Here is a 20,275-nt window from a genome sequence, read left to right as displayed (position 1 = left end):
ACGTGGCCAATCGTGCCAATGTTGACGTGCGGTTTGTTGCGTTCAAACTTTGCCTTTGCCATGGTCGCGGCGCCCCGTTCTTGATTGTGGCCCGTCGATGGGCCCGGTTGAGCATCGCGCGCCGTCTACTCACTGCACGCGCGAAAATCAAGGGCTTCGTGCGTATCCGGGAAACAGCGCGCACGCTGCATCGTGCCATGTGGCGGGAAGGTGCCGGTGCGCCCGGCGTTCAGGCCTGTGGCGCGGTGGCCGCAGGGTCGAAAACCTCGATCTCCGGCCCCATGCCCTCGGCGTCGGAAGCCGCATCGTCGTCGCTCAGCAATGTGGGTTCGTTGCCCCCGAACCATTCGCTGTTGCGGCGCAGCCAGCGTTCGATTGCGCTGGCCGCGTTGATCGATAGGTTTTGCATCTGCTGCTCGCGGGTTTGCGTCAGGCCGGAGCTGATGACAGTCTCACCGCTGAGGTTCTCCAGCACGGTGATGCGATGTGGTTCTTCGTTGATCTTGCCGCCCGCGGCATCGTCCCAGACCGTGACCCCGAAGATCAGTGCCGATTTCGGTGCGGCCACTACCGGGATGCCCGGCACTGCAAGAACATAAGCCTCGACATTGATGGCGAGGTGATAGAGCCGATCGCCATCGAACCGGCGGAAGCGGCGGTCGATTTCGGCGGTGAGGGATTCCTGCCATTCCTCCGGGTCCGCCTCGCGCGAGAGTGGCCCGCGCTGGGCGTTTTCGGCAACCACGATATTATGGCCAAGGTAGAAATCGCCAAGCGGCTCCACCGGGCCTTCCAGATCACGGGTCGTGCCACAGGCCGCCAGCAGCGCGAGGCCGCAGATCAGTGCAAGCGGGCGAAATTTGCGGGCTATTGCGGGCATCGGCTCCATCCTTGTCGTCTCTCCCCGTGTTTAGACGAGCTGTCGCCACAACACAATCAAGCGGCCGCATCCTGCACGGCCACGATCAGGTGAAGCGGTTGTCGCGTGGAAAGCCGCGCGGCGCCATGCGGCCAGCCCCCGCACGCCGCCCCAGCCATTCGGTCAGGTCGCTTTCGGTGCGGGTGCGCCCGGCCGGGTCGTGCCAGCTCAGGCCCTGGGCCAGGGTGAAGGTGGTTGCGTCCGACAGTCCGCCATCCTTGTATTTCTGCAGCCGCACGCCCTTGCCGCGGGTCATCTCGGGCAGTTCCTCAAGCGGGAAGATCAGCACCTTGCGGTTCTCGCCCACCACGGCGACATGATCGCCCTCGATACGGTGGCAGACATGCGCCAGCGTTTCGCCCCGCACATTGAGAACCTGCTTGCCCGCGCGGGTCTGGGCGACGACTTCGTCCTCGGACACCAAGAAGCCATCGCCGGCGGAGGAGGCTACAAGCAGTTTCGCGCCGGGCTTGTGGGCGAAAAGCGCCACGATCTCGGCCTCGTTGGGCAGATCGACCATCAGGCGCACCGGCTCGCCCATGCCGCGTCCGCCGGGCAGGTTGGCCGCCAGCAGCGTATAGAACCGCCCGTTGGAGCCGAAAAGAAGGATGCGATCAGTGGTTTCAGCGTGGAAGATGTAGCGCCCTGCGTCGCCGTCCTTGAACTTGAGCACCGAATCGAGTGCGACATGCCCTTTCATCGCCCGCACCCAGCCCATCTGTGAACAGACCACTGTGATAGGTTCGCGCTCGATCATCGCCTCGATCGGCACGTCCTCGACCTCGCCTGCGGTGGCGAAGGCGCTGCGGCGTGCGCCGCCGGGAGCTGCCGCGCCGAAGGCCTTGCGGACGTCGCCCAACTCGCTGGCGATGCGTTTCCACTGCCGCGCGGGCGATTCGAGCAGGTCTTCCAGCCCGGCGCGTTCTTTCAGTAGCGCGTCGTGCTCGCGCTTGAGTTCCAGCTCTTCCAGACGTCGCAAGCTGCGCAGCCGCATGTTCAGGATGGCTTCGGCTTGCAGTTCGGTCAGTTCGCCCTCGAGGCCCGGGGCGGGGGGCTGGTAATCGGCTTCGGAGGAGGCGCGGCGATGGTCGAGGCTCCAATCCTCGCGCATCAGGGCGGCGCGCGGGTCTTCATCGTAGCGAATGATGTCGATCACCCGGTCGAGGTTGAGAAAGGCGATGATGAAGCCTTCCAGCACCTCCAGCCGGTGGTCGATCTTGTCGAGCCGATGCTGACTGCGCCGCAACAGCACCTCGCGCCGGTGGTCGAGGAAGGCGCGCAACACTTCCTTGAGCGAACAGACCTTGGGCGTGCGCCCGTCGATCAGAACGTTCATGTTGAGCGGGATGCGCACCTCGAGGTCGGAGTTGCGGAACAGAAGTCCCATCAGCACTTCCGGGTCCACGTTCTTTGACTTCGGCTCAAGCACGATGCGCACGTCGTCGGCGCTCTCGTCGCGGACATCGGCCAGGATCGGCACCTTGCGGGTCTGGATCAACTCGGCGATGCGTTCGATCAGGCGCGATTTCTGCACCTGCCAGGGAATTTCTGTGACGACGACCTGCCAGGTGCCGCGCGACAGTTCCTCGCGCTCCCAGCGGGCGCGCAGGCGGAAGGCGCCGCGCCCGGTGCGATAGGCCTCGCGGATGTTCTCGGCCGGCTCCACGATCACGCCGCCGGTGGGAAAATCGGGGCCGGGGATATGCCCGGCCAGCGCATCGTCGGTGATCTCGGGGTCGTGGATAACTGCCAGGCAGCCGGCGATCAGTTCATCGAGGTTGTGCGGCGGGATGTTGGTGGCCATGCCCACCGCGATGCCGCTGGCGCCATTGGCCAGCAGGTTGGGGAACGCCGCCGGAAGCACTTCGGGCTCGGACAGCGAGCCATCATAGTTGGGGCGGAAATCGACCGCGTTCTCGGCCAGCCCTTCCAGTAGCGCCTCGGCGGCGGCGGTCATGCGGGCCTCGGTATAACGGGCGGCGGCGGGGTTGTCGCCGTCGATATTGCCGAAATTGCCCTGCCCGTTGACCAGCGGGTAGCGCATGTTGAAATCCTGCGCCAGCCGCGCCAGCGCGTCATAGATCGCCTGATCGCCGTGGGGATGATAGTTGCCCATCACATCGCCCGAGATCTTGGCGCATTTGCGAAACGCGCCGGTCGAGCTCAGCCGCAGTTCGCGCATGGCGAAAAGGATGCGCCGGTGCACAGGTTTGAGCCCGTCACGCGCATCGGGCAGGGCCCGGTGCATGATGGTGGAAAGCGCATATTGCAGATAGCGCGTCCCCAGCGCGCGGCGCAGCGGTTCGGTGCTTTGGCCTTCGATCGGGCTTTGGGGTGTGTCGGGCGCATCGGTCATGTCGCCGGGTTTAGAGTGCGCGCGCCGCACGGTCCAGTGGCAATTCGGGCTGCATGAGCGCGTCGCCCTTGCGCGGGCTTGCGCCCTGCACGCGATGCTGGTCTTAACGAGCAATGCGGCCGCGCGAGCGGCTGGATGTCGGCGCAAAAAGGCAAGAGGCAGGCATGGAACAGCGCGTCATACTGATCACCGGTTGCTCGTCGGGCATCGGGTATCATGCGGCACATGCGCTGGCGGCGCGGGGATGGCGTGTCTTTGCGGCCTGCCGGCGGGCGGCCGATTGCGACCGGCTGCGTGCCGAGGGGCTTGAGACCCTGCGCATAGACTATACCGACGAGGCCAGCATTCATTCGGCGGTGGCGGAACTTTCCGCAGCGACCGGCGGGCGGCTGGATGCGCTGTTCAACAATGGCGCTCACGCCACGCCCGGCGCCGTCGAAGACCTGCCCACCGATGCCCTGCGCGCCATATTCGAGGCCAATTTCTTTGGCTGGCACAGCCTGTCCCGTGCGGTGATTCCCTTGATGCGGGCGCAAGGGCACGGGCGGATCGTGCAATGTTCTTCGGTTCTGGGCTTTGCGGGGCTGAAATGGCGCGGGGCCTATGTCGCGACCAAGTTCGCGCTGGAGGGGCTGAGCGACGTGATGCGGCTGGAAATGCGCGACGCCAATATCGATGTGGTGCTGATCGAGCCAGGCCCCATCACCAGCCGCCTGCGCGAAAACGCCATTGCCCATTTCGAGCGCTGGATCGACTGGGAAGCCTCGCCGCGCGCCGAGCAGTACCGAACGCGCCTGCGCAAGCGGCTGTATGAAAGCGCTGGCCGCGACCGGTTCGAGCTGCCGCCCGAGGCTGTCACCCGCAAGCTGATCCACGCGATCGAGGCGCGACGCCCGCGACCGCGTTACTACGTCACCTTTCCCACCCATCTGATCGGGCTGTTGCGCCGGGCGTTGAGCACACGCATGCTTGACCGGCTGCTTGGCCGTGTCTGAATGACTTAGCATATGGAGCCAGCCGTGCGCGACAAGACCGAGCTTATTGCCTTTACCGATGGCGCCTGTAGCGGCAATCCGGGGCCGGGCGGCTGGGGGGTGCTGATGCAGGCGCGGCGCGGCGACGCTGTCGTGAAGGAGCGCGAACTCAAGGGCGGTGAGGCCGACACAACCAACAACCGCATGGAGTTGCTGGCCGCTATTGCCGCGCTGGAAAGCCTCAGCCGCCCGTCCGAGATCACCATCGTGACCGACAGCGCCTATGTGAAGAACGGCATCACCGACTGGCTGGCGCGCTGGAAGGCCAATGGCTGGAAGACCTCGACCCGCAAGCCGGTGAAGAACGAGGAACTTTGGCGCAGGCTCGATGATGCCCAGGCGCGCCACAAGGTGCACTGGGAATGGGTCAAGGGCCATGCGGGCCACCCGGAGAACGAGCGCGCCGATGAACTGGCACGCGCGGGCATGGCCCCGTATCGCCCCAGGCGGGCCATAACGGGCAACGGGCAGGGATAGCGCCATGGGAATGGTTCCGGCCCTCGATTACGCGGCGGTCTTCATTTTTGCGCTCTCGGGCGCGTTGGTGGCGAGTCGGGCACAGCTCGATATCGTTGGCTTCGTCTTCATCGGAAGCCTGACGGCCGTGGGTGGCGGCACGCTGCGCGATCTGCTGCTGGGGCGCGACATGGTCTTCTGGGTGGCCGAGCCGGGCTATGTGGTGCTGGCATCCGTTGCGGCAGTGGGGGTGTTTTTTACCGCGCATCTCCTCGAATCGCGCTACCGGGCGCTGCGCTGGTTCGATGCCTGCGCGCTGGCGGTGGCGGTGCCCGCGGGCGTCGGCGTGGCGCTGAGCCTGGGGGCGCATCCGGTGACCGTGGTGATCATGGGGGTGGCCACAGGCTGCTTTGGCGGGCTGATGCGCGATGTGGTCTGCAACGAGGTGCCCCTGGTGCTGAAGCAGGGCGAGCTTTATGTGACGGCGGCGTTCGCCGGAGCGGCCGCCGGCACATTCGCCGATCAGGTCGAGGTGGCGCTGCCGGTGGCGCTGCTGCTGTGTTCGGCGGTCACGTTCGCGTTGCGTGCGGGCAGCCTTCTGTTCGGCTGGCGGCTACCGTCCTACAAGGCGCGGCCACCGCGGCAATAGGGCCCCGCTAACGCCCCTCGACCAGCACCCGCCAGAGCCAGACCAGCAGCATCGCGCCCAGCACGGCGACCACAAGCAGCGCAAACCAATGCGCCGCGGTCAGGAGCAGCCGCAGCCCGAAGCTGCCGAGAACCGCACCCAGGATACCCAGAAAGATCGTGGTGGGGACATCGGTATCGAGGCCCATCAGCCGTTTCGCCAGATATCCGGCTGCGGCGCCGATCAGGACCAGAAGCAGAATGGAGGGCATTACGGGGCTCTCTGCTGAAACGATAATCGCGCGCGCCCACTATGCGCCGCACCTGCGCCGATGCAAGCCTGCGCGCGCCGCGCTGCCCGTCTTGATCGTGGCCACCGCGCGGCGGACGCCTGCTTTCTCACGCGAAGTTGCGCGAAATTTTGCCCAGGGGGCTTTTGCCGTTCGGGAAAAACACGTTATTACGCGCATATCGAGTTGAACGGGCGGCCCTGCTGCGCAATCGTGCAGGGGCCGTGCATGAGGCATAATCGTGCCGGGGCCGGGACAAGATCAGCTGGAGGCGTTGGGACATATGAAAACAGGCATAGTTGGGGTAGTGGCGGCAGCGTCCGTGCTGGGGTTCGCCAGCATGGCGGCGGCACAGGAAGAGTCCACCAACCGCGTTGCGGTCGAAACCGACTGGAGCGCCTTCATGGAGGAAGAGCCGAAAGCCTGCTGGGCCGTGTCGAGCCCCAAGGAAACGGTCAATACACGTGATGGCAACGTGGTGTCGGTGCGGCGCGGCGACATCATGATCTTCGTCAGCTATCGCCCTGAACAGGGAATTGCGGGTGAAGTCTCGTTTACAGGTGGCTATCCCTTTGCCGAGGATTCGACTGTCTCGGTCGAGGTGGGCGACGACACCTTTCAGCTTTTCACCAGCGGCGAATGGGCTTGGGCGGCAAGTCCGGAAGACGACGCGCGCATCCTCGAAGCCTTCAAACGTGGTGCCGAGGCTGTCGTGACAGGCCGTTCCGCGCGCGGGACAAACACACAGGACACTTTCTCGCTGTTCGGGTTCACCGCGATCGTCGAGGCGGTCGAGGCCAATTGCAGCTAAAGAAACTCCAGAAAAAGTTGATAGACTTTTTCGGTTCGGAGTTGCGAAACATCAAGAATTTACAGCTTTTCGACTGTTTCAGCGAAAATTCGCAAAGCTGTAAGCGCCCGGCCCGCATCGGTGCGGGTGTTGCCTGACCGCGCGGGAAGCTGTATGAGGCCCGGTTCCAAACCCAAACCCAGCCGGTGACTGTCATGGCCAACGCAATCGCGCCGATTACCCAGGATGTGCTGACCCTTCCGCGCAAGGCGGATCAGGGCGCGCGGCGCAACATTGTCGGGCTGACGCGCGAGCAATTGCGCGAGGCCCTGATCGAGGCCGGCACTCCCGAACGCCAGGCCAGGATGCGGGTGGGCCAGATCTGGCAATGGGTCTATCACTGGGGCGTGCGTGATTTTGCGCAGATGACAAATCTTGCGAAAGTCTATCGTACCCAGCTGGCCGAGCAGTTCGAGATCGCCCTGCCCGAGGTGGTGCGGCGCGAGGTCTCGCTCGATGGCACGCGCAAGTACCTGCTGCGCATTGCCGGCGGGCACGAAGTGGAGGCCGTCTACATCCCCGAGGAGGGGCGCGGGACGCTGTGCGTCTCCAGCCAGGTGGGATGCACGCTGACCTGTTCGTTCTGTCACACCGGCACCCAGCGGCTGGTGCGTAACCTGACCGCGGGCGAGATCGTCGGCCAGCTCATGGTGGCGCGCGACGACCTGGGCGAATGGCCCGAAAAGGGCGCGCCGAAAAACGAGACGCGCCTGATCTCGAACATGGTGCTGATGGGCATGGGCGAGCCGCTCTACAATTTCGAGAATGTGCGCGACGCCATGCATGTGGTGATGGATGGCGAAGGCCTGACCCTGTCGCGCCGGCGCATCACGCTTTCGACCAGCGGCGTGGTGCCCGAGATCGCGCGCACCGCCGAAGAAATCGGCTGCCTGCTGGCAGTGAGCTTTCACGCCACCACCGACGAGGTGCGCGATCGTCTGGTGCCGATCAACAAGAAGTGGAACATTGCCGCGCTGCTCGAGGCATTACGTGAGTATCCGCGCCTGTCGAACAGTGAGCGGATCACCTTTGAATATGTCATGCTCAAAGGGGTGAACGATTCCGATGCCGATGCGCGCCGGCTGGTGAAGCTGATCGCGGGTATCCCCGCCAAGATAAACCTTATCCCCTTCAATGAATGGCCGGGGGCCCCTTACGAGCGCAGCGACTGGGAGCGGATCGAGGCCTTTGCCGATATCGTCCACAAGGCGGGCTACGCCAGCCCGATCCGCACCCCGCGCGGCGAGGATATCATGGCCGCCTGCGGGCAGCTCAAATCGGCCACCGAACGCGGGCGCAAATCCCGTGCGCAAATCGCGGCCGATGCGGGGCTGTCGCAGGACTGAGGGCTTTGTCCCTGCGCCGCAGGTGTTGCGCTGCTGGCTGGCGGGGGCCTCCGGCAGGGATATTTGGGCCAAGAAGAAGGGCGCAGGGTGGGCGCATCGGCTGAAGGAAGTGCGCGCGTTTTCGGCAATTCGGGATCGTACTGAAAAACCTGATTTCCGCAATCTCCCGCCGCGTCGGCATTGCCGGATAGAGGATCAGGCGCGGGCCTCGCGCAGGATGCGCGGCACCTTGAACTCCACGTTCTCGCGAGCGGTTTCGACGGTCTCGCGCGTCAGCAGGTAGCGGTCGGCGAACGCGTCGATGACCTCATTGACGAGTTCTTCGGGGGCGCTGGCTCCGGCAGTGAGACCCACGGCGCGCGCGCCTGCCAGGGCGCGCCAGTCTATATCGGCCGCCCGTTGGACAAGCTGTGCATGGCCGCACCCGGCGGTGCGCCCGACTTCGACCAACCGGCGCGAGTTGGAAGAGTTCGGCGCGCCGATCACCAGCAGCGCGTCGATTTTCGGGGCGATTACCTTGACGGTGGCCTGCCGATTGGTGGTGGCGTAGCAGATGTCTTCCTTGTGCGGTCCGATGATCGCGGGGAACCGGGCCTTGAGGGCGGCGACGATCTCGGCGGTGTCATCGACCGAGAGTGTCGTCTGGGTAATGAAGGCGAGCTTTCCCGGGTCGCGCACCTGAAGCTTTGCAACATCGGCAACGGTTTCGACCAGCAGCACCTCGCCGGGCGGAAGCTGGCCCATGGTGCCGATCGTCTCGGGGTGGCCGGCATGGCCGATCATCACCATCTGCAGCCCGTTCTGGTGGTGGCGTTCGGCCTCGATATGGACCTTGCTGACCAGCGGGCAGGTGGCATCGACATAGATCATTTCGCGCCGCGCGGCCTCGGCGGGTACGGCCCTGGGCACGCCATGCGCGGAAAAGATCACCGGGCGGTCGTCGGGGCATTCGGAGAGTTCCTCGACGAAAACGGCGCCCTTGGCGCGCAGGCCGTCCACGACGAACCGGTTATGCACGATCTCGTGGCGGACATAGACGGGCGCGCCCCATTTCTCCAGCGCCATCTCGACGATCTTGATGGCGCGATCCACGCCCGCGCAGAAGCCGCGCGGGGCGGCGAGGTAGAGGGTGAGGGCGGGTTTTTCGGCCGTCATGCGCATGCTCCGGGCTTTGCCGATCAGGTAAGCCGTGGACGGCGCGCCGTCCACCCCCACTGACGCTCTGGTGGTGAGGCCCTGTCGGGTGGGGCCCGCGTTGTGCTCGGTGAGCGCCCGCAGGCCCCGGCCTCTATTCGTCGGCGGGCTCGGCTTCTTCGCTGCGCGGCTCGCGCGGAGGGCGGCCAATGACATCGCGCAACTCGTCGAGTTCGATGAAGTTGTCTGCCTGCCGGCGCAACTCGTCGGCGATCATCGGTGGGCTGGATCGGATGGTGGAGACGACCGAAACCCGGACGCCCTGGCGCTGGAGGCTTTCCACCAGCGGGCGGAAATCGCCATCGCCGGAGAACAGCACGATATGATCTATGCGCGGCGCCAGTTCCATCGCATCCACGGCCAGTTCGATATCCATGTTGCCCTTGACCTTACGCCGGCCCATGCTGTCGGTGTATTCCTTGGCCGGTTTGGTGACCATGGCAAAGCCGTTATAGTGCAGCCAGTCGACCAGCGGGCGGATCGGTGAATACTCTTCGCTGTCAAGCAGTGCGGTGTAGTAAAATGCCCGCACCAGCTTGCCGCGCCGCATGAATTCGTGCCGCAGCAGCTTGTAGTCGATATCGAACCCCAGCGCCCGTGCAGCGGCGTAGAGGTTGGCCCCGTCGATGAACAGCGCAAGCCGTTCGTCCTTGTAAAACATTTGCGTTCCTTCCAAAAAATGGCCGGAGGGGGCCGCTTTCCGTGAGTGGTGCCGGGAAGAAAGAAAACCCCCTCCGAATAGAGGGGGAATCTATAGGATTCTCGTGATGCCGCAAGATGCAGCTTGGCCGGAAGGGGTTACTATCGCCCTGATTGCACTTGGTGCTAACACCAGGTCATGGGCCGGAGGGCCGGAATTGACCCTGCGCGCGGCCGTCGCGCGGCTTGCTGCGGAGGGCGATGTATTGTTGCGCCAAAGCGCCTTCTATTGCACTCCGTGCTTTCCTGCGGGCGCAGGGCCGGACTTTGTGAATGCGGCCGCGGTGCTGGCGACAAGGCTTGGCCCCGAGGCGTTGCTGTTGCGGCTGCACGAGATCGAGGCGGCCTTTGGCCGCGAGCGGATTCAACGCTGGGGTGAGCGCAGCCTCGATCTGGACTTGCTTGCCTGGGGCGATGCGGTGCTGCCTGACGCAAGGACACAGGCGGCCTGGCGTGCGATGCCGCTTGACGAGCAGATGCGCCTCGCGCCGGAGGAGCTGCTGTTGCCCCACCCCCGCATGGCCGAACGTGCCTTTGTGCTGATTCCCCTTGCCGAAGTGGCGCCGGAATGGCTACATCCGCTGACCGGCGAAACGGTTGCGCAGATGCTCGCGGCTTTGCCGGAGGCGGAAAAGGCGGCTGTGCGGCGGCTTTGAGTCGGCGGTGGCACGGTGTCGCCTGATCGTGTATTGAAAACCCGGAAGTGTCGGGTTAGATACCGCCCCTTGAACTGTGAAACCGCCCCATCCGGATTGGAGCATAGCCCATGGCCCGCGTTACGGTCGAAGATTGCGTTGACAAGGTTCCGAATCGGTTCGAGCTGGTGCTGCTTGCCGCACACCGTGCGCGCGAGATCGCGTCCGGCGCGCCGATCACCGTTGATCGCGATAATGACAAGAACCCCGTCGTGGCCCTGCGTGAAATCGCCGACGAGACGCAATCGGCCGACGATCTGCGCGAGCGGATGATCGAGGACCACCAGACCCAGATCGAGGTGGACGAGCCCGAAGACGACAACATGGCGTTGCTCATGGGCGGCGAAGCGGATCGCCCCGCAGCCCCGCAAGACGACATGGATGAAGAAAAGCTGCTGCGCGCACTCATGGACGCCCAGGGGCAGGGCTGAGGCGTCGCCGGGCGCTCCCTCCCGTTCTGTCGAAGTCTCGTCCGCGCCTGCGGGAGCGGCGCGGGAGGTTGCGCACATGATTGACATTGACGATCTGATTGCGCTGGTGCGCAACTACAACCCCGGTTGCGACGAGGCCCTTTTGCACCGGGCCTATGACTATGCCCAAGGAATGCACCAGGGGCAGAAGCGCCATTCCGGCGAGCCGTATTTCACCCATCCCGTGGCCGTGGCGGCCATCCTGACCGAGATGCGGCTTGACGATGCGACCATCGCCACCGCGCTTCTGCACGACACGATCGAAGACACCAAATCCACCTACCCCGAGATCGCGCGGCTGTTCGGAGACGAGATCGCCGAACTGGTAGACGGCGTGACCAAGCTGACCAACCTTCAGCTTTCGTCCTCCGAGGCCAAGCAGGCCGAGAACTTCCGCAAGCTGCTGATAGCCATGTCGCGCGATCTGCGGGTGATTCTGGTCAAGCTGGCCGACCGGCTGCACAACATGCGCACGATCAAGTCGATGCGCCCGGAAAAGCAGGCGCAGAAGGCCCGTGAGACGATGGATATCTATGCGCCGCTGGCCGGGCGCATGGGGATGCAGTGGATGCGCGAGGAACTGGAAGACCTGGCTTTCCGGGTGCTCAACCCCGAAGGGCGTTCCTCGATCATCCGCCGGTTCATCACGCTGCAGCGCGAGACGGGCGACGTGGTGCACAAGATTACCGCCGATATTCGTGCCGAGCTAGAGAAGAACGGCATCCAGGCCGATGTCTATGGCCGCGCGAAGAAACCCTATTCGGTCTGGCGCAAGATGCGCGAGAAGGAGCTTTCCTTCTCGCGCCTGTCCGACATCTACGGCTTTCGCGTGATCTGTGATGCCGAGGCCGATTGCTACCGTATCCTGGGGGTGATCCACCAGCGTTGGCGCTCGGTTCCGGGGCGGTTCAAGGACTACATCAGCCAGCCGAAATCGAATGGCTACCGCTCGCTGCACACGACGGTCTCGGGGCGCGACGGCAAGCGCGTCGAGGTTCAGATCCGCACGCGCGAGATGCACGAGGTGGCCGAGGCCGGCGTTGCCGCGCACTGGGCTTACCGCGATGGCGAAAGGGTGGTGAACCGCTTTGCCGTCGATCCGGCGAAATGGATCACCACGCTGACCGACCGTTTCGACAATGGCGAGGACCATGACGAGTTTCTCGAACATGTGAAGCTCGAGATGTATTCCGATCAGGTGTTCTGCTTCACCCCCAAGGGCGATGTGGTGCAGTTGCCGCGTGGGGCCACGCCGCTGGATTTTGCTTATGCGATCCACACCCGGATCGGGGACAGTTGTGTTTCGGCCAAGGTGGATGGGCTGCGCGTGCCGCTCTGGACGCGGCTCAAGAACGGTCAGTCGGTCGAGATCATCACCGCCGAGGGCCAGCGCCCGCAAGCCACCTGGATAGACATTGTCGTGACCGGCCGCGCCAAGGCCGCGATCCGCCGCAGCCTGCGCGAAGAGGATCGCGAGCGTTTCATCCGGCTTGGGCGGGAACTGGCGCGCGTGGCTTTCGAGCATGTGGGCCGCAAGGCCACCGACAAGGCTCTTGGCACGGCGGCAAGGCAACTTGGCCTGCGCAGCCGCGACGAGCTTCTGGCCCGGCTGGGCAGCGCCGAGATCACCGCGCGCCGGGTGATTGAAACGCTCTACCCCGAGCTTTCCTCGGTCGAGGGTGAAGAGGTCGATGTGCACCGCCCGGTCGTCGGCCTGCCCCCAGATCAGAGTTTCCAGCGTGCCAACTGCTGTCAGCCCGTGCCGGGCGAGCGGATCGTCGGCATCACCTATCGCGGCAAGGGTATCGTCGCCCATACGATCGATTGCCCGGTGCTGGCCGAATTCGAGGATCAGCCCGACCGCTGGATCGATTTGCGCTGGCATGACGGGCGGCACCCGGCGGCGCATACGGTCAGTATCGATCTGACCATAAGCAACGATGCCGGGGTACTTGGCCGCATATGCACCTTGATCGGTGAGCAGCGTGCCAATATCTCGGACCTGAAGTTCATGGACCGCAAGCCGGACTACTACCGGCTGATCATCGAGGTAGACCTCAGGGACGTGGAGCACCTGCACACGGTCATGACGGCGCTGGAGGCCGAAAGCGATGTTGCGCAACTGTCCCGCTACCGAGACCCCGGGCGCAAGCCCTGATAGCTGATCGGCAGGCACCCGGTGGTTTTTCGCAGACGCAGCAAGAGGACGATCGGCGAGATCCTTCTTGGGATCGTGTATCCGCGTGGCGGCTGGCGCCGCGCCATGAGCTACATGGGCCATCGGCTCAGCCGTCTGCCTGATACGCCCGAACGCATCGCGCGGGGCATCGCGGCCGGGATGATGTCGTCCTTCACGCCGTTCTTCGGATTACATTTCATCTTTGCCGCGCTTTTCGCCAGGGCGATCCGGGGCAATATCCTGGCGGCCCTGCTTGGCACGTTCCTGGGCAATCCTTTCACGTTTCCGATCATAGCCGAGGTCTCGGTTCAGCTTGGGGCGTGGATTCTGGGCCAGGGCGGGGGGATGCACTTTCCGCAGATCATGGCGGCGATGGGCTACGCCTGGGCCGAGCTATGGTATAACTTCGTTGCCATCGTCACGGGCGGTGATCCCAACTGGTTTCGCCTGCGGCTGTTCTTCTTCCGGGTGTTTCTGCCCTACATGACTGGCTGCCTTGTGCCGGGGCTGATCGTATCGACGGCGGTCTATTTCGTCTCGGTGCCGCTGATCCGTCGCTACCAGACCCGGCGGCGCAACAAGCTGCGCGAGCGTTTCGCGCGCAGCCGGCAGGTTGCCGCCGCGCGCGAGGCCGGGCTTGCGGAGCAAGCCGCTTCGCCTTCCGGTCCGAAGGGGCCGCCGAGGGGCGGGAGCGAGGCACCGGGGGAAAGGCCCGGGCGCCAGCGGGAATGACACCCCCTGCACGGGGGTCGATTTCCTTGCGCAACGGGGTATCTTGTGACGCTGGAACAGGCGGGCGGCGGTCTTGAGAGAAGGAATAGAACATGGCTGAGGCGCGTATGCCGTCACACTTGCGGCTTGGGGTGAACATCGATCACGTCGCGACGATCCGCAACGCACGCGGCGGCGATCTGCCTGACCCGGTGCGCGCCGCGTTGCAGGCCGAACGCGCCGGGGCCGACGGGATCACTGCCCACCTGCGTGAGGACCGGCGGCACATCCGCGACGAAGACATCGCCCGGTTGATGGAAGAGTTGAAAGTGCCGCTGAACCTTGAAATGGCCGCCACCGAAGAGATGCAGCAGATCGCCCTGCGTCACCGGCCTCATGCAGTGTGCCTGGTGCCCGAGCGGCGCGAGGAACGCACCACCGAAGGCGGGCTGGATGTGGCGGGCGATGCTGCACGGCTCGCCGATTTCATCGCGCCCCTGCGCGAGGCGCGCGCGCGTGTGTCGCTGTTCATTGCGCCCGAAGCGGCACAGGTCGAGGCCGCGGTGGCGGTCGGCGCGCAGGTGGTGGAGTTGCACACCGGCGCCTGGTGTGAGTTGCACGCGCAGGGGCTGCACGCAGCCTGCAATGCCGAATTCGAGCGGCTGCGCCGGATGGCGGCCCATGCCCACGCGCTGGGGCTGGAGGTGCATGCGGGCCACGGGCTGAGTTACGAGACCGTCGGGGCGATCTCGGCTCTGCCCGAACTGGCCGAGTTGAACATCGGGCATTTCCTGGTGGGCGAGGCGATCTTTCGCGGGCTGGATGCGGCGATGGCCGAGATGCGCACGCGCATGGACGCGGCGCGCGCATGACCGGATGTGCCGCGTGGCGGAAGGGTTTGTCGCGATGATCCTTGGCGTGGGCACCGATCTGGCCAATATCGAACGCATCAAGGGCACGCTTGCGCGGTTCGGAGACCGTTTCCGCAACCGTGTCTTCACCGAAGTCGAGCAACGCAAGGCCGAGGCGCGCGCCGACGTCGCCGGCACCTATGCCAAGCGCTGGGCCGCGAAAGAGGCCTGTTCCAAGGCGCTGGGCACCGGGTTGCGCATGGGCATCGCCTGGCGTGACATGTCGGTGCGCAACATGGCGTCCGGCCAGCCGCAGATGGAACTGACCGGCTGGGCCGCCGATCGCCTGGCGCAGATGACACCGCCGGGGCATCACGCCATTGTCCATGTCAGCCTGACCGACGACCACCCCTGGGCGCAGGCCTTCGTGGTGATCGAGGCGGTGCCGCTGCCCTCGGGCGGGCCTGGCGGTGTGGGTGCCTCCGGCAAGGCTGCATCCTGATCGCTTGACTCCCCGCGCCCCACCGCCCAAAGAAGCGGCCATTCCGACATGAGAGGCACCCAAATGGCAAGCAAGAGCAGCACCGACAAGGACGGCATCTGGGAAACCATCAAGACGGTGGTTTATGCCCTGCTGATCGCCGGACTTTTCCGCACACTGTTCTTTCAGCCGTTCTGGATTCCCTCCGGTTCGATGAAGGAAACTTTGCTGATCGGCGATTTCCTGTTCGTCAACAAGATGGCCTATGGCTACTCGAGCTATTCCTGCCCCTTCGGCCTGTGCCCCTTCTCCGGGCGCATTCTCGGCTCGGCGCCCGAGCGCGGTGATATCGTGGTGTTTCGCCACCCGGTGACAGGGGCCGATTTCATCAAGCGGGTGATCGGGTTGCCGGGCGACCGTGTGCAGATGCGCGACGGGCTTGTCGTGCTCAACGGCGAGCCGCTGCCGCAGGAGCCTGCCGGCACCTTCGAGGAAGTGTTCGAGCGCCAGGGCCCGCTGGGCCAGTTCCCGCGCTGTGCCAACGCGCCGGTGGGCGAGGGCGGCATCTGTGAAAAGGAACTTCTGCGCGAAACCCTGCCCGATGGGCGCAGCTACAACGTGCTGAACATCGGCGACAGCTTTTCCGACAATACTTCGGCCTTCGTGGTCCCCGATGAGCATTTCTTTTTCATCGGTGACAACCGCGACAACAGTCAGGACAGCCGCTCGCCGCAATCGGCGGGCGGGGTCGGCTTCGTGCCGTTCGAAAATCTGATCGGCCGTGCCAATCACGTTGTCTTTTCTTCAGCCGGGCGCTCGATGCTGTATTTCTGGACATGGCGGAGTGATCGTTTCTTCGTGAGGCTTGAGTGAAACCGTCAAGCGAGCAGAAGGCGTTTTGCGAAAGGCTGGGGCATCAGTTCAGGCGGCCCGAGCTGTTGGTCCGGGCGCTGACCCATTCCTCGATCGGCACGCCCGGCAGGCCCGACAACCAGCGGCTTGAATTTCTGGGCGACCGCGTGTTGGGGCTGGTGATGGCCGAAGCGCTGCTGTCGGCCGATGAACAGGCGCGCGAGGGCCAGCTTGCCCCGCGCTACAACGCGCTGGTGCGCAAGGAAACCTGTGCCGATGTGGCGCGCGAGATTGGTCTGGGCGATGTCCTGCGGCTGGGCCGGTCCGAGATGCTTTCGGGCGGGCGCCGCAAGGATGCGTTGCTGGGCGACGCGATGGAGGCGGTGATCGCCGCCGTCCATCTGGATGCGGGCTTCGAGGTCGTGCGCACGGTCGTGCTGCGGCTTTGGGGCAAGCGCATTGCGCAGTCGGGATCAGTGCAGCGCGACGCCAAGACGGCGCTGCAGGAACTCGTTCAGGCGCGTGGCGAAGCCCCGCCTGTCTATGTGGAAACGGCGCGGGAAGGCCCGGACCATGCGCCGTGCTTCACTGTCGAGGTGCGGCTGGAAAGCGGCGCCAACGCGCAGGCCGAAGCCGGGTCGAAACGGCAGGCGGAACAGGCCGCGGCCAAGGCTCTGCTGAAGCGCCTGGAAGGGAACGAAGATGTCGCAAGATGAATCGACAGATACGGGCGGCGATGCCCAGCCCGCCGAGGGCGAAACCCGCGCGGGCTTCGTCGCCCTGCTCGGCGAGCCGAACGCCGGCAAATCGACATTGCTCAACCGCATGGTGGGGGCCAAGGTCTCGATCGTGACGCACAAGGTGCAGACCACTCGCACCCGCATTCGCGGGGTGGCGATGGAAGGCGCGGCGCAGATCGTCTTTGTCGACACGCCGGGGCTGTTTCGCCCGCGCCGGCGGCTGGATCGCGCCATGGTCGCGGCCGCTTGGGGCGGGGCGTCGGATGCTGATATCGTGGTGCTCATGGTCGAGGCGCATCGCGGCGTGACCGAGGGCGTGGAGGCCATTCTTGAGGCCCTGCGCGAACGGCTTTCGCCGGGGCAGCGGGTCGCGCTGGCCATCAACAAGATCGACCGCGTCAAGGCCGAGGTGCTGCTGGGGCTGGCCAAATCCCTCAACGATGCCTTCCCGTTCGAGCGCACCTTCATGATTTCGGCCGAAAAAGGCCATGGTGTGGACGACCTGCGCCACTGGCTGGCCGATGCGCTGCCCGCCGGCCCCTGGCTTTACCCCGAGGATCAGATCGCCGATCTGCCCATGCGCATGATCGCCGCCGAGATCACCCGCGAGAAACTGACCCTGCGTCTGCACGAGGAACTGCCCTACCAACTGACCGTCGAGACCGAGAACTGGGAAGATCGCCGCGATGGTTCCACCCGGATCGACCAGGTGATCTATGTCGCGCGCGACGGTCACAAGGGCATCGTTCTGGGCAGCAAGGGCGAAACCATCAAGGCCGTGGGTCAGGCTGCGCGCAGCGAACTGGTCGAGTTTCTGGGCCGCAAGGTGCATCTGTTCCTGCAGGTCAAGGTGCGCCCCAACTGGCAGGACGAGGCCGAACGCTATTCCGAGATGGGCCTCGATTTCCGCGATGGTGGGTGATCCGGACGCATCGCGCCGGAGGGCCGCGCCATGATGCCGCGCCTCACGGCGGAATTCTGGGTGCAGGCCTATCTTGCGCGGCTGCGCCAGGCGGCGATCCCGGCCTTTGTGGTGGCCCATGGCGACGACACTGCGGGAAGTGTGCTGGTCAAGCTGTCCACGCTGGATGGACAGGCGCGGCTTTTTGAACGGTCCTTCGATCTTGTGGAAGACCGGCGCGCCTGGATCGTGGCGGCCGAGGGGCGCGAAGCCGATGTAGATGCGGTCATCGCCCGCCAACGCAGCCGCGACCCCGACCTTTGGGTGATCGAGGTGGAAGACCGCGCCGGGCATCACATGCTTGATGAACCGGGGCTGTCCGACTGAGCTTTTACAGCCGGCCGCTAATTCGCAGCGGCGGTTGTGCCGTTTTCCGCTTTGACCTGTTCCCATGCTTTGCCGGGGATGAGATTCGCGCTACACTTGCCCCAACAAGAACTCCAATGTGAGCAGGTAGCAGGCAATGCGTAATGTTTTCGTGGCCTTGGGGCTGGCAGCTTTTTCCATACCGGGGTGCACGGGCGCCAACGCGCCCGACAGATCGCTCATGCCCGAGTTGCGCCCGGCGGCGACCGGTCAGGGGGGCGCACAGGTGACACGCAGCCGTGGATTCGAGCAATGGGTGCAGGGCTTTCGAACGCGCGCCTTGCGCGAAGGCATCTCGGCCCAGACCTTTGACAGGGCTTTTCGTAATGTGCGCTTCAACGACGACATCGTCGCGCGCGACCGCAACCAGGCCGAATTCGTCCGCCCGATCTGGCAATACCTCGATGGTGCGGTATCCGCGGCGCGCATCAGCAACGGGCGCGCGAAGCTGCGCGAACATGCCGCCCTGCTGCAACGGATCGAGGCGCGCTATGGCGTGCCCAAGGAGGTGGTGGTCGCGATCTGGGGGCTGGAAAGCTCCTATGGGTCGATGCGGGGCGACACCCCGATCATCGAGGCGCTGGCCACCCTTGCCCATGATGGCCGCCGCGCCAGCTTTGCCGAAAACCAGCTGATCGCGGCGCTGAGGATAATCGAGGCCGGCGATGTCAGCCCCGAGACGATGCGCGGCTCCTGGGCCGGGGCGATGGGCCACACCCAGTTCATCCCCACAAGCTTTCTGGAATATGCCGTCGATTTCAGCGGCAATGGCCGGCGCGACATCTGGTCGGAGGATCCCACCGATGCGCTGGCCTCGGCTGCGGCCTATCTGGCGCGGCACAACTGGACGCAGGGGCTGCCCTGGGGGCTCGAGGTGCAACTGCCCTCGGGCTTCGATGCCGGTCAGGCCGGCACGCGCCGCAGCTTCGGCGAATGGCGCGCGCTGGGGGTGCGAGCCGCGCCCGGCACCGAGATGCCCGCGCAAGGTGGCGGCCGGCTGTTGTTTCCCGCTGGCGTGCAGGGGCCGGCGCTTCTGGTCACATCGAACTTCGACACGATCAAGCGCTACAATAACGCCGATGCCTATGCGATCGCGATTGGCCATCTTTCGGACCGGCTGCGCGGGGGCGGCCCCTTCGTGGCCTCGTGGCCGCGCAACGACCGCCCGCTGAACAGTGCCGAGCGCGAAGAGCTTCAGCGCCTGCTGACGGCGCGCGGGTATGACACCGGCGGTGTTGACGGGCGCGTTGGCCCGATGACGGTGGCAGCCGTGCGCGCCTATCAGGGCGCCGCGGGCATGGCCCCGGATGGCTATGTCTCGATGGACCTGCTCGAGCGGTTGCGTCGGCGCTGAACCAGCTTGCGGGGGCGCCCATGCGGATGTGCCGTGTTGCCGTGTCAAGCAGGGTGAGGGATACCGCTGGCCATGGAATGGCGCGATCAGGGTGTGCTTCTTTCGGTGCGCCGGCATGGTGAAAGTGCCGCGATCGTCGAGGTATTCACCGAACATCACGGGCGGCATGCAGGCGTCGTGCGCGGCGGTTCCGGACGGCGCATGGCGCCCGTCCTGCAGCCGGGCGCGCAGCTTGACCTGACCTGGCGCGCGCGGCTCGATGCGCATATCGGCCATTTCACCGCAGAGCCGCTGCGCAGCCGCGCCGACGCCGTTCTGGGCGACCGCGGCGCGCTGATGGCGCTGGGGTCGGCCTGCGCATTGCTGGGGTTCGTCCTGCCCGAACGCGAGGCCCACCCCGCCCTTTACCATGCCACGGTTGCGCTGATGGATACGCTGGGCCGCATCGATGGCTGGCCACTGGCCTATCTGCGCTGGGAGATGCGGATGGTCGAAGAGGCGGGCTACGGGCTCGACCTGGGGGCGTGCGCGGTGACGGGCAGCCGCGATGACCTGGCTTATGTCTCGCCGCGCACCGGGCGCGCGGTCAGCAGGGCGGGTGCGGGGGAATGGGCCGAGCGGCTATTGCCGCTGCCGGGCTGCATGTTGGGGCAGGGCGCCGCATCGGAACTGCCGGAAATCCTGGCCGGGTTGCGCACGACCGGGCATTTCCTGCACGCCCATGTCGCGCCCGCGCTGGGCGACAAGCCGCTACCGCCCGCGCGGCAGCGGCTGATCGATGTGCTGACCCGTCAGGCCACGCGATCGGGCGGTTCCTGAGCCGTTGCTCGTGGTTTCTTTGTCT

General features: G+C 65.2%; 22 protein-coding genes. 17 read left to right on the top strand and 5 right to left on the bottom strand.

Annotation, left to right across the window (positions count from 1 at the left end):
• Positions 1-229: 229 nt before the first annotated feature.
• Positions 230-880: a hypothetical protein gene (locus DQ229_RS05685; RefSeq protein WP_155326448.1), complete on the bottom strand. Its 651-nt coding sequence runs from the start codon at positions 878-880 to the stop codon at positions 230-232.
• 85 nt (positions 881-965) lie between these two features.
• Positions 966-3,275, bottom strand: coding sequence for a DNA topoisomerase IV subunit A (locus tag DQ229_RS05680; protein WP_114965303.1), 2,310 nt, complete (start codon positions 3,273-3,275; stop codon positions 966-968).
• A 164-nt stretch (positions 3,276-3,439) separates the two neighbouring features.
• On the opposite strand from DQ229_RS05680, the gene DQ229_RS05675 reads away from it, so the two are divergent.
• Genes DQ229_RS05675 through DQ229_RS05665 form a run of 3 tightly spaced genes read left to right on the top strand, consistent with a single transcriptional unit; the run spans position 3,440 to position 5,414 of the window.
• On the top strand, positions 3,440-4,270 hold the full coding sequence (locus DQ229_RS05675; protein WP_114965316.1) for an SDR family oxidoreductase: 831 nt from the start codon (positions 3,440-3,442) through the stop codon (positions 4,268-4,270).
• A gap of 24 nt (positions 4,271-4,294) precedes the next feature.
• Positions 4,295-4,786 (top strand): ribonuclease HI, encoded by a 492-nt coding sequence (gene rnhA / locus DQ229_RS05670; RefSeq protein ID WP_238380972.1) that lies wholly within the window; start codon positions 4,295-4,297, stop codon positions 4,784-4,786.
• A gap of 4 nt (positions 4,787-4,790) precedes the next feature.
• The gene (locus DQ229_RS05665) at positions 4,791-5,414 is read left to right on the top strand and encodes a trimeric intracellular cation channel family protein (protein ID WP_114965301.1); all 624 of its coding nucleotides are present in this window, start codon (positions 4,791-4,793) and stop codon (positions 5,412-5,414) included.
• 7 nt (positions 5,415-5,421) lie between these two features.
• Here DQ229_RS05665 and DQ229_RS05660 read toward each other — a convergent pair whose 3' ends face one another.
• Positions 5,422-5,664, bottom strand: coding sequence for a GlsB/YeaQ/YmgE family stress response membrane protein (locus tag DQ229_RS05660; protein ID WP_114965300.1), 243 nt, complete (start codon positions 5,662-5,664; stop codon positions 5,422-5,424).
• Positions 5,665-5,965: 301 nt separating this feature from the next.
• Between DQ229_RS05660 and DQ229_RS05655 the strand changes: the two genes are divergently transcribed.
• Both DQ229_RS05655 and rlmN read left to right on the top strand, forming a co-directional pair.
• Positions 5,966-6,493, top strand: a complete 528-nt coding sequence (locus DQ229_RS05655; RefSeq protein WP_114965299.1) for an invasion associated locus B family protein — start codon at positions 5,966-5,968, stop codon at positions 6,491-6,493.
• 194 nt (positions 6,494-6,687) lie between these two features.
• Positions 6,688-7,878 (top strand): dual-specificity RNA methyltransferase RlmN, encoded by a 1,191-nt coding sequence (gene rlmN / locus DQ229_RS05650; protein ID WP_114965298.1) that lies wholly within the window; start codon positions 6,688-6,690, stop codon positions 7,876-7,878.
• Positions 7,879-8,073: 195 nt separating this feature from the next.
• On the opposite strand, the gene ispH is transcribed toward rlmN, so the two are convergent.
• Positions 8,074-9,033 carry a 4-hydroxy-3-methylbut-2-enyl diphosphate reductase gene (gene ispH, locus DQ229_RS05645; protein ID WP_114965297.1) on the bottom strand — a complete coding sequence of 320 codons (960 nt, stop codon included), beginning with the start codon at positions 9,031-9,033 and terminating at the stop codon, positions 8,074-8,076.
• A 133-nt stretch (positions 9,034-9,166) separates the two neighbouring features.
• Positions 9,167-9,733 (bottom strand): LabA-like NYN domain-containing protein, encoded by a 567-nt coding sequence (locus DQ229_RS05640; RefSeq protein ID WP_114965296.1) that lies wholly within the window; start codon positions 9,731-9,733, stop codon positions 9,167-9,169.
• 106 nt (positions 9,734-9,839) lie between these two features.
• On the opposite strand from DQ229_RS05640, the gene folK reads away from it, so the two are divergent.
• From folK to recO, 12 genes are all read left to right on the top strand, one after another.
• Positions 9,840-10,427, top strand: a complete 588-nt coding sequence (folK, locus tag DQ229_RS05635) for a 2-amino-4-hydroxy-6-hydroxymethyldihydropteridine diphosphokinase (protein WP_114965295.1) — start codon at positions 9,840-9,842, stop codon at positions 10,425-10,427.
• A 110-nt stretch (positions 10,428-10,537) separates the two neighbouring features.
• Complete coding sequence (gene rpoZ / locus DQ229_RS05630; protein ID WP_114965294.1) at positions 10,538-10,897, top strand: DNA-directed RNA polymerase subunit omega; 360 nt, start codon at positions 10,538-10,540, stop codon at positions 10,895-10,897.
• A 76-nt stretch (positions 10,898-10,973) separates the two neighbouring features.
• Positions 10,974-13,094, top strand: a complete 2,121-nt coding sequence (locus DQ229_RS05625) for a RelA/SpoT family protein (protein ID WP_114965293.1) — start codon at positions 10,974-10,976, stop codon at positions 13,092-13,094.
• Positions 13,095-13,199: 105 nt separating this feature from the next.
• The gene (locus tag DQ229_RS05620; RefSeq protein WP_238380971.1) at positions 13,200-13,847 is read left to right on the top strand and encodes a DUF2062 domain-containing protein; all 648 of its coding nucleotides are present in this window, start codon (positions 13,200-13,202) and stop codon (positions 13,845-13,847) included.
• 92 nt (positions 13,848-13,939) lie between these two features.
• Positions 13,940-14,698 (top strand): pyridoxine 5'-phosphate synthase, encoded by a 759-nt coding sequence (locus tag DQ229_RS05615; protein ID WP_114965291.1) that lies wholly within the window; start codon positions 13,940-13,942, stop codon positions 14,696-14,698.
• Between the two features lie 34 nt (positions 14,699-14,732).
• On the top strand, positions 14,733-15,179 hold the full coding sequence (gene acpS, locus DQ229_RS05610; protein WP_114965315.1) for a holo-ACP synthase: 447 nt from the start codon (positions 14,733-14,735) through the stop codon (positions 15,177-15,179).
• A gap of 63 nt (positions 15,180-15,242) precedes the next feature.
• Complete coding sequence (gene lepB, locus DQ229_RS05605) at positions 15,243-16,031, top strand: signal peptidase I (protein WP_114965290.1); 789 nt, start codon at positions 15,243-15,245, stop codon at positions 16,029-16,031.
• Positions 16,028-16,726: a ribonuclease III gene (gene rnc, locus DQ229_RS05600; RefSeq protein WP_114965289.1), complete on the top strand. Its 699-nt coding sequence runs from the start codon at positions 16,028-16,030 to the stop codon at positions 16,724-16,726. The genes lepB and rnc overlap by 4 nt, the downstream gene beginning before the upstream one ends.
• Entirely contained in the window at positions 16,713-17,672 is a 960-nt protein-coding gene (gene era / locus DQ229_RS05595; protein WP_114965288.1) for a GTPase Era, read from the top strand. The genes rnc and era overlap by 14 nt, the downstream gene beginning before the upstream one ends.
• A gap of 30 nt (positions 17,673-17,702) precedes the next feature.
• Positions 17,703-18,038, top strand: coding sequence for a DUF1491 family protein (locus DQ229_RS05590; protein WP_202909514.1), 336 nt, complete (start codon positions 17,703-17,705; stop codon positions 18,036-18,038).
• A gap of 136 nt (positions 18,039-18,174) precedes the next feature.
• Positions 18,175-19,431: a lytic murein transglycosylase gene (locus DQ229_RS05585; protein WP_114965287.1), complete on the top strand. Its 1,257-nt coding sequence runs from the start codon at positions 18,175-18,177 to the stop codon at positions 19,429-19,431.
• Positions 19,432-19,503: 72 nt separating this feature from the next.
• On the top strand, positions 19,504-20,250 hold the full coding sequence (gene recO, locus DQ229_RS05580) for a DNA repair protein RecO (protein WP_114965286.1): 747 nt from the start codon (positions 19,504-19,506) through the stop codon (positions 20,248-20,250).
• Positions 20,251-20,275: the final 25 nt, after the last annotated feature.

Source organism: Alkalilacustris brevis (assembly GCF_003350345.1).
In the GTDB taxonomy this organism is placed as follows: domain Bacteria; phylum Pseudomonadota; class Alphaproteobacteria; order Rhodobacterales; family Rhodobacteraceae; genus Alkalilacustris; species Alkalilacustris brevis.
Note: the sequence above shows the minus strand (reverse complement) of the source record. Positions and strands in the feature narration are given on the sequence as shown.

Bases quoted from the DNA above. Each gene is read 5' to 3' on its own strand.
- DQ229_RS05685 (WP_155326448.1), bottom strand. From the start codon at position 880: ATGCCCGCAATAGCCCGCAAATTTCGCCCGCTTGCACTGATCTGCGGC.
- DQ229_RS05680 (WP_114965303.1), bottom strand. From the start codon at position 3,275: ATGACCGATGCGCCCGACACACCCCAAAGCCCGATCGAAGGCCAAAGC.
- DQ229_RS05675 (WP_114965316.1), top strand. From the start codon at position 3,440: ATGGAACAGCGCGTCATACTGATCACCGGTTGCTCGTCGGGCATCGGG.
- DQ229_RS05665 (WP_114965301.1), top strand. From the start codon at position 4,791: ATGGGAATGGTTCCGGCCCTCGATTACGCGGCGGTCTTCATTTTTGCG.
- DQ229_RS05660 (WP_114965300.1), bottom strand. From the start codon at position 5,664: ATGCCCTCCATTCTGCTTCTGGTCCTGATCGGCGCCGCAGCCGGATAT.
- DQ229_RS05655 (WP_114965299.1), top strand. From the start codon at position 5,966: ATGAAAACAGGCATAGTTGGGGTAGTGGCGGCAGCGTCCGTGCTGGGG.
- rlmN (WP_114965298.1), top strand. From the start codon at position 6,688: ATGGCCAACGCAATCGCGCCGATTACCCAGGATGTGCTGACCCTTCCG.
- ispH (WP_114965297.1), bottom strand. From the start codon at position 9,033: ATGACGGCCGAAAAACCCGCCCTCACCCTCTACCTCGCCGCCCCGCGC.
- DQ229_RS05640 (WP_114965296.1), bottom strand. From the start codon at position 9,733: ATGTTTTACAAGGACGAACGGCTTGCGCTGTTCATCGACGGGGCCAAC.
- folK (WP_114965295.1), top strand. From the start codon at position 9,840: ATGCCGCAAGATGCAGCTTGGCCGGAAGGGGTTACTATCGCCCTGATT.
- rpoZ (WP_114965294.1), top strand. From the start codon at position 10,538: ATGGCCCGCGTTACGGTCGAAGATTGCGTTGACAAGGTTCCGAATCGG.
- DQ229_RS05625 (WP_114965293.1), top strand. From the start codon at position 10,974: ATGATTGACATTGACGATCTGATTGCGCTGGTGCGCAACTACAACCCC.
- DQ229_RS05620 (WP_238380971.1), top strand. From the start codon at position 13,200: ATGAGCTACATGGGCCATCGGCTCAGCCGTCTGCCTGATACGCCCGAA.
- DQ229_RS05615 (WP_114965291.1), top strand. From the start codon at position 13,940: ATGGCTGAGGCGCGTATGCCGTCACACTTGCGGCTTGGGGTGAACATC.
- acpS (WP_114965315.1), top strand. From the start codon at position 14,733: ATGATCCTTGGCGTGGGCACCGATCTGGCCAATATCGAACGCATCAAG.
- lepB (WP_114965290.1), top strand. From the start codon at position 15,243: ATGGCAAGCAAGAGCAGCACCGACAAGGACGGCATCTGGGAAACCATC.
- era (WP_114965288.1), top strand. From the start codon at position 16,713: ATGTCGCAAGATGAATCGACAGATACGGGCGGCGATGCCCAGCCCGCC.
- DQ229_RS05590 (WP_202909514.1), top strand. From the start codon at position 17,703: ATGATGCCGCGCCTCACGGCGGAATTCTGGGTGCAGGCCTATCTTGCG.
- DQ229_RS05585 (WP_114965287.1), top strand. From the start codon at position 18,175: ATGCGTAATGTTTTCGTGGCCTTGGGGCTGGCAGCTTTTTCCATACCG.
- recO (WP_114965286.1), top strand. From the start codon at position 19,504: ATGGAATGGCGCGATCAGGGTGTGCTTCTTTCGGTGCGCCGGCATGGT.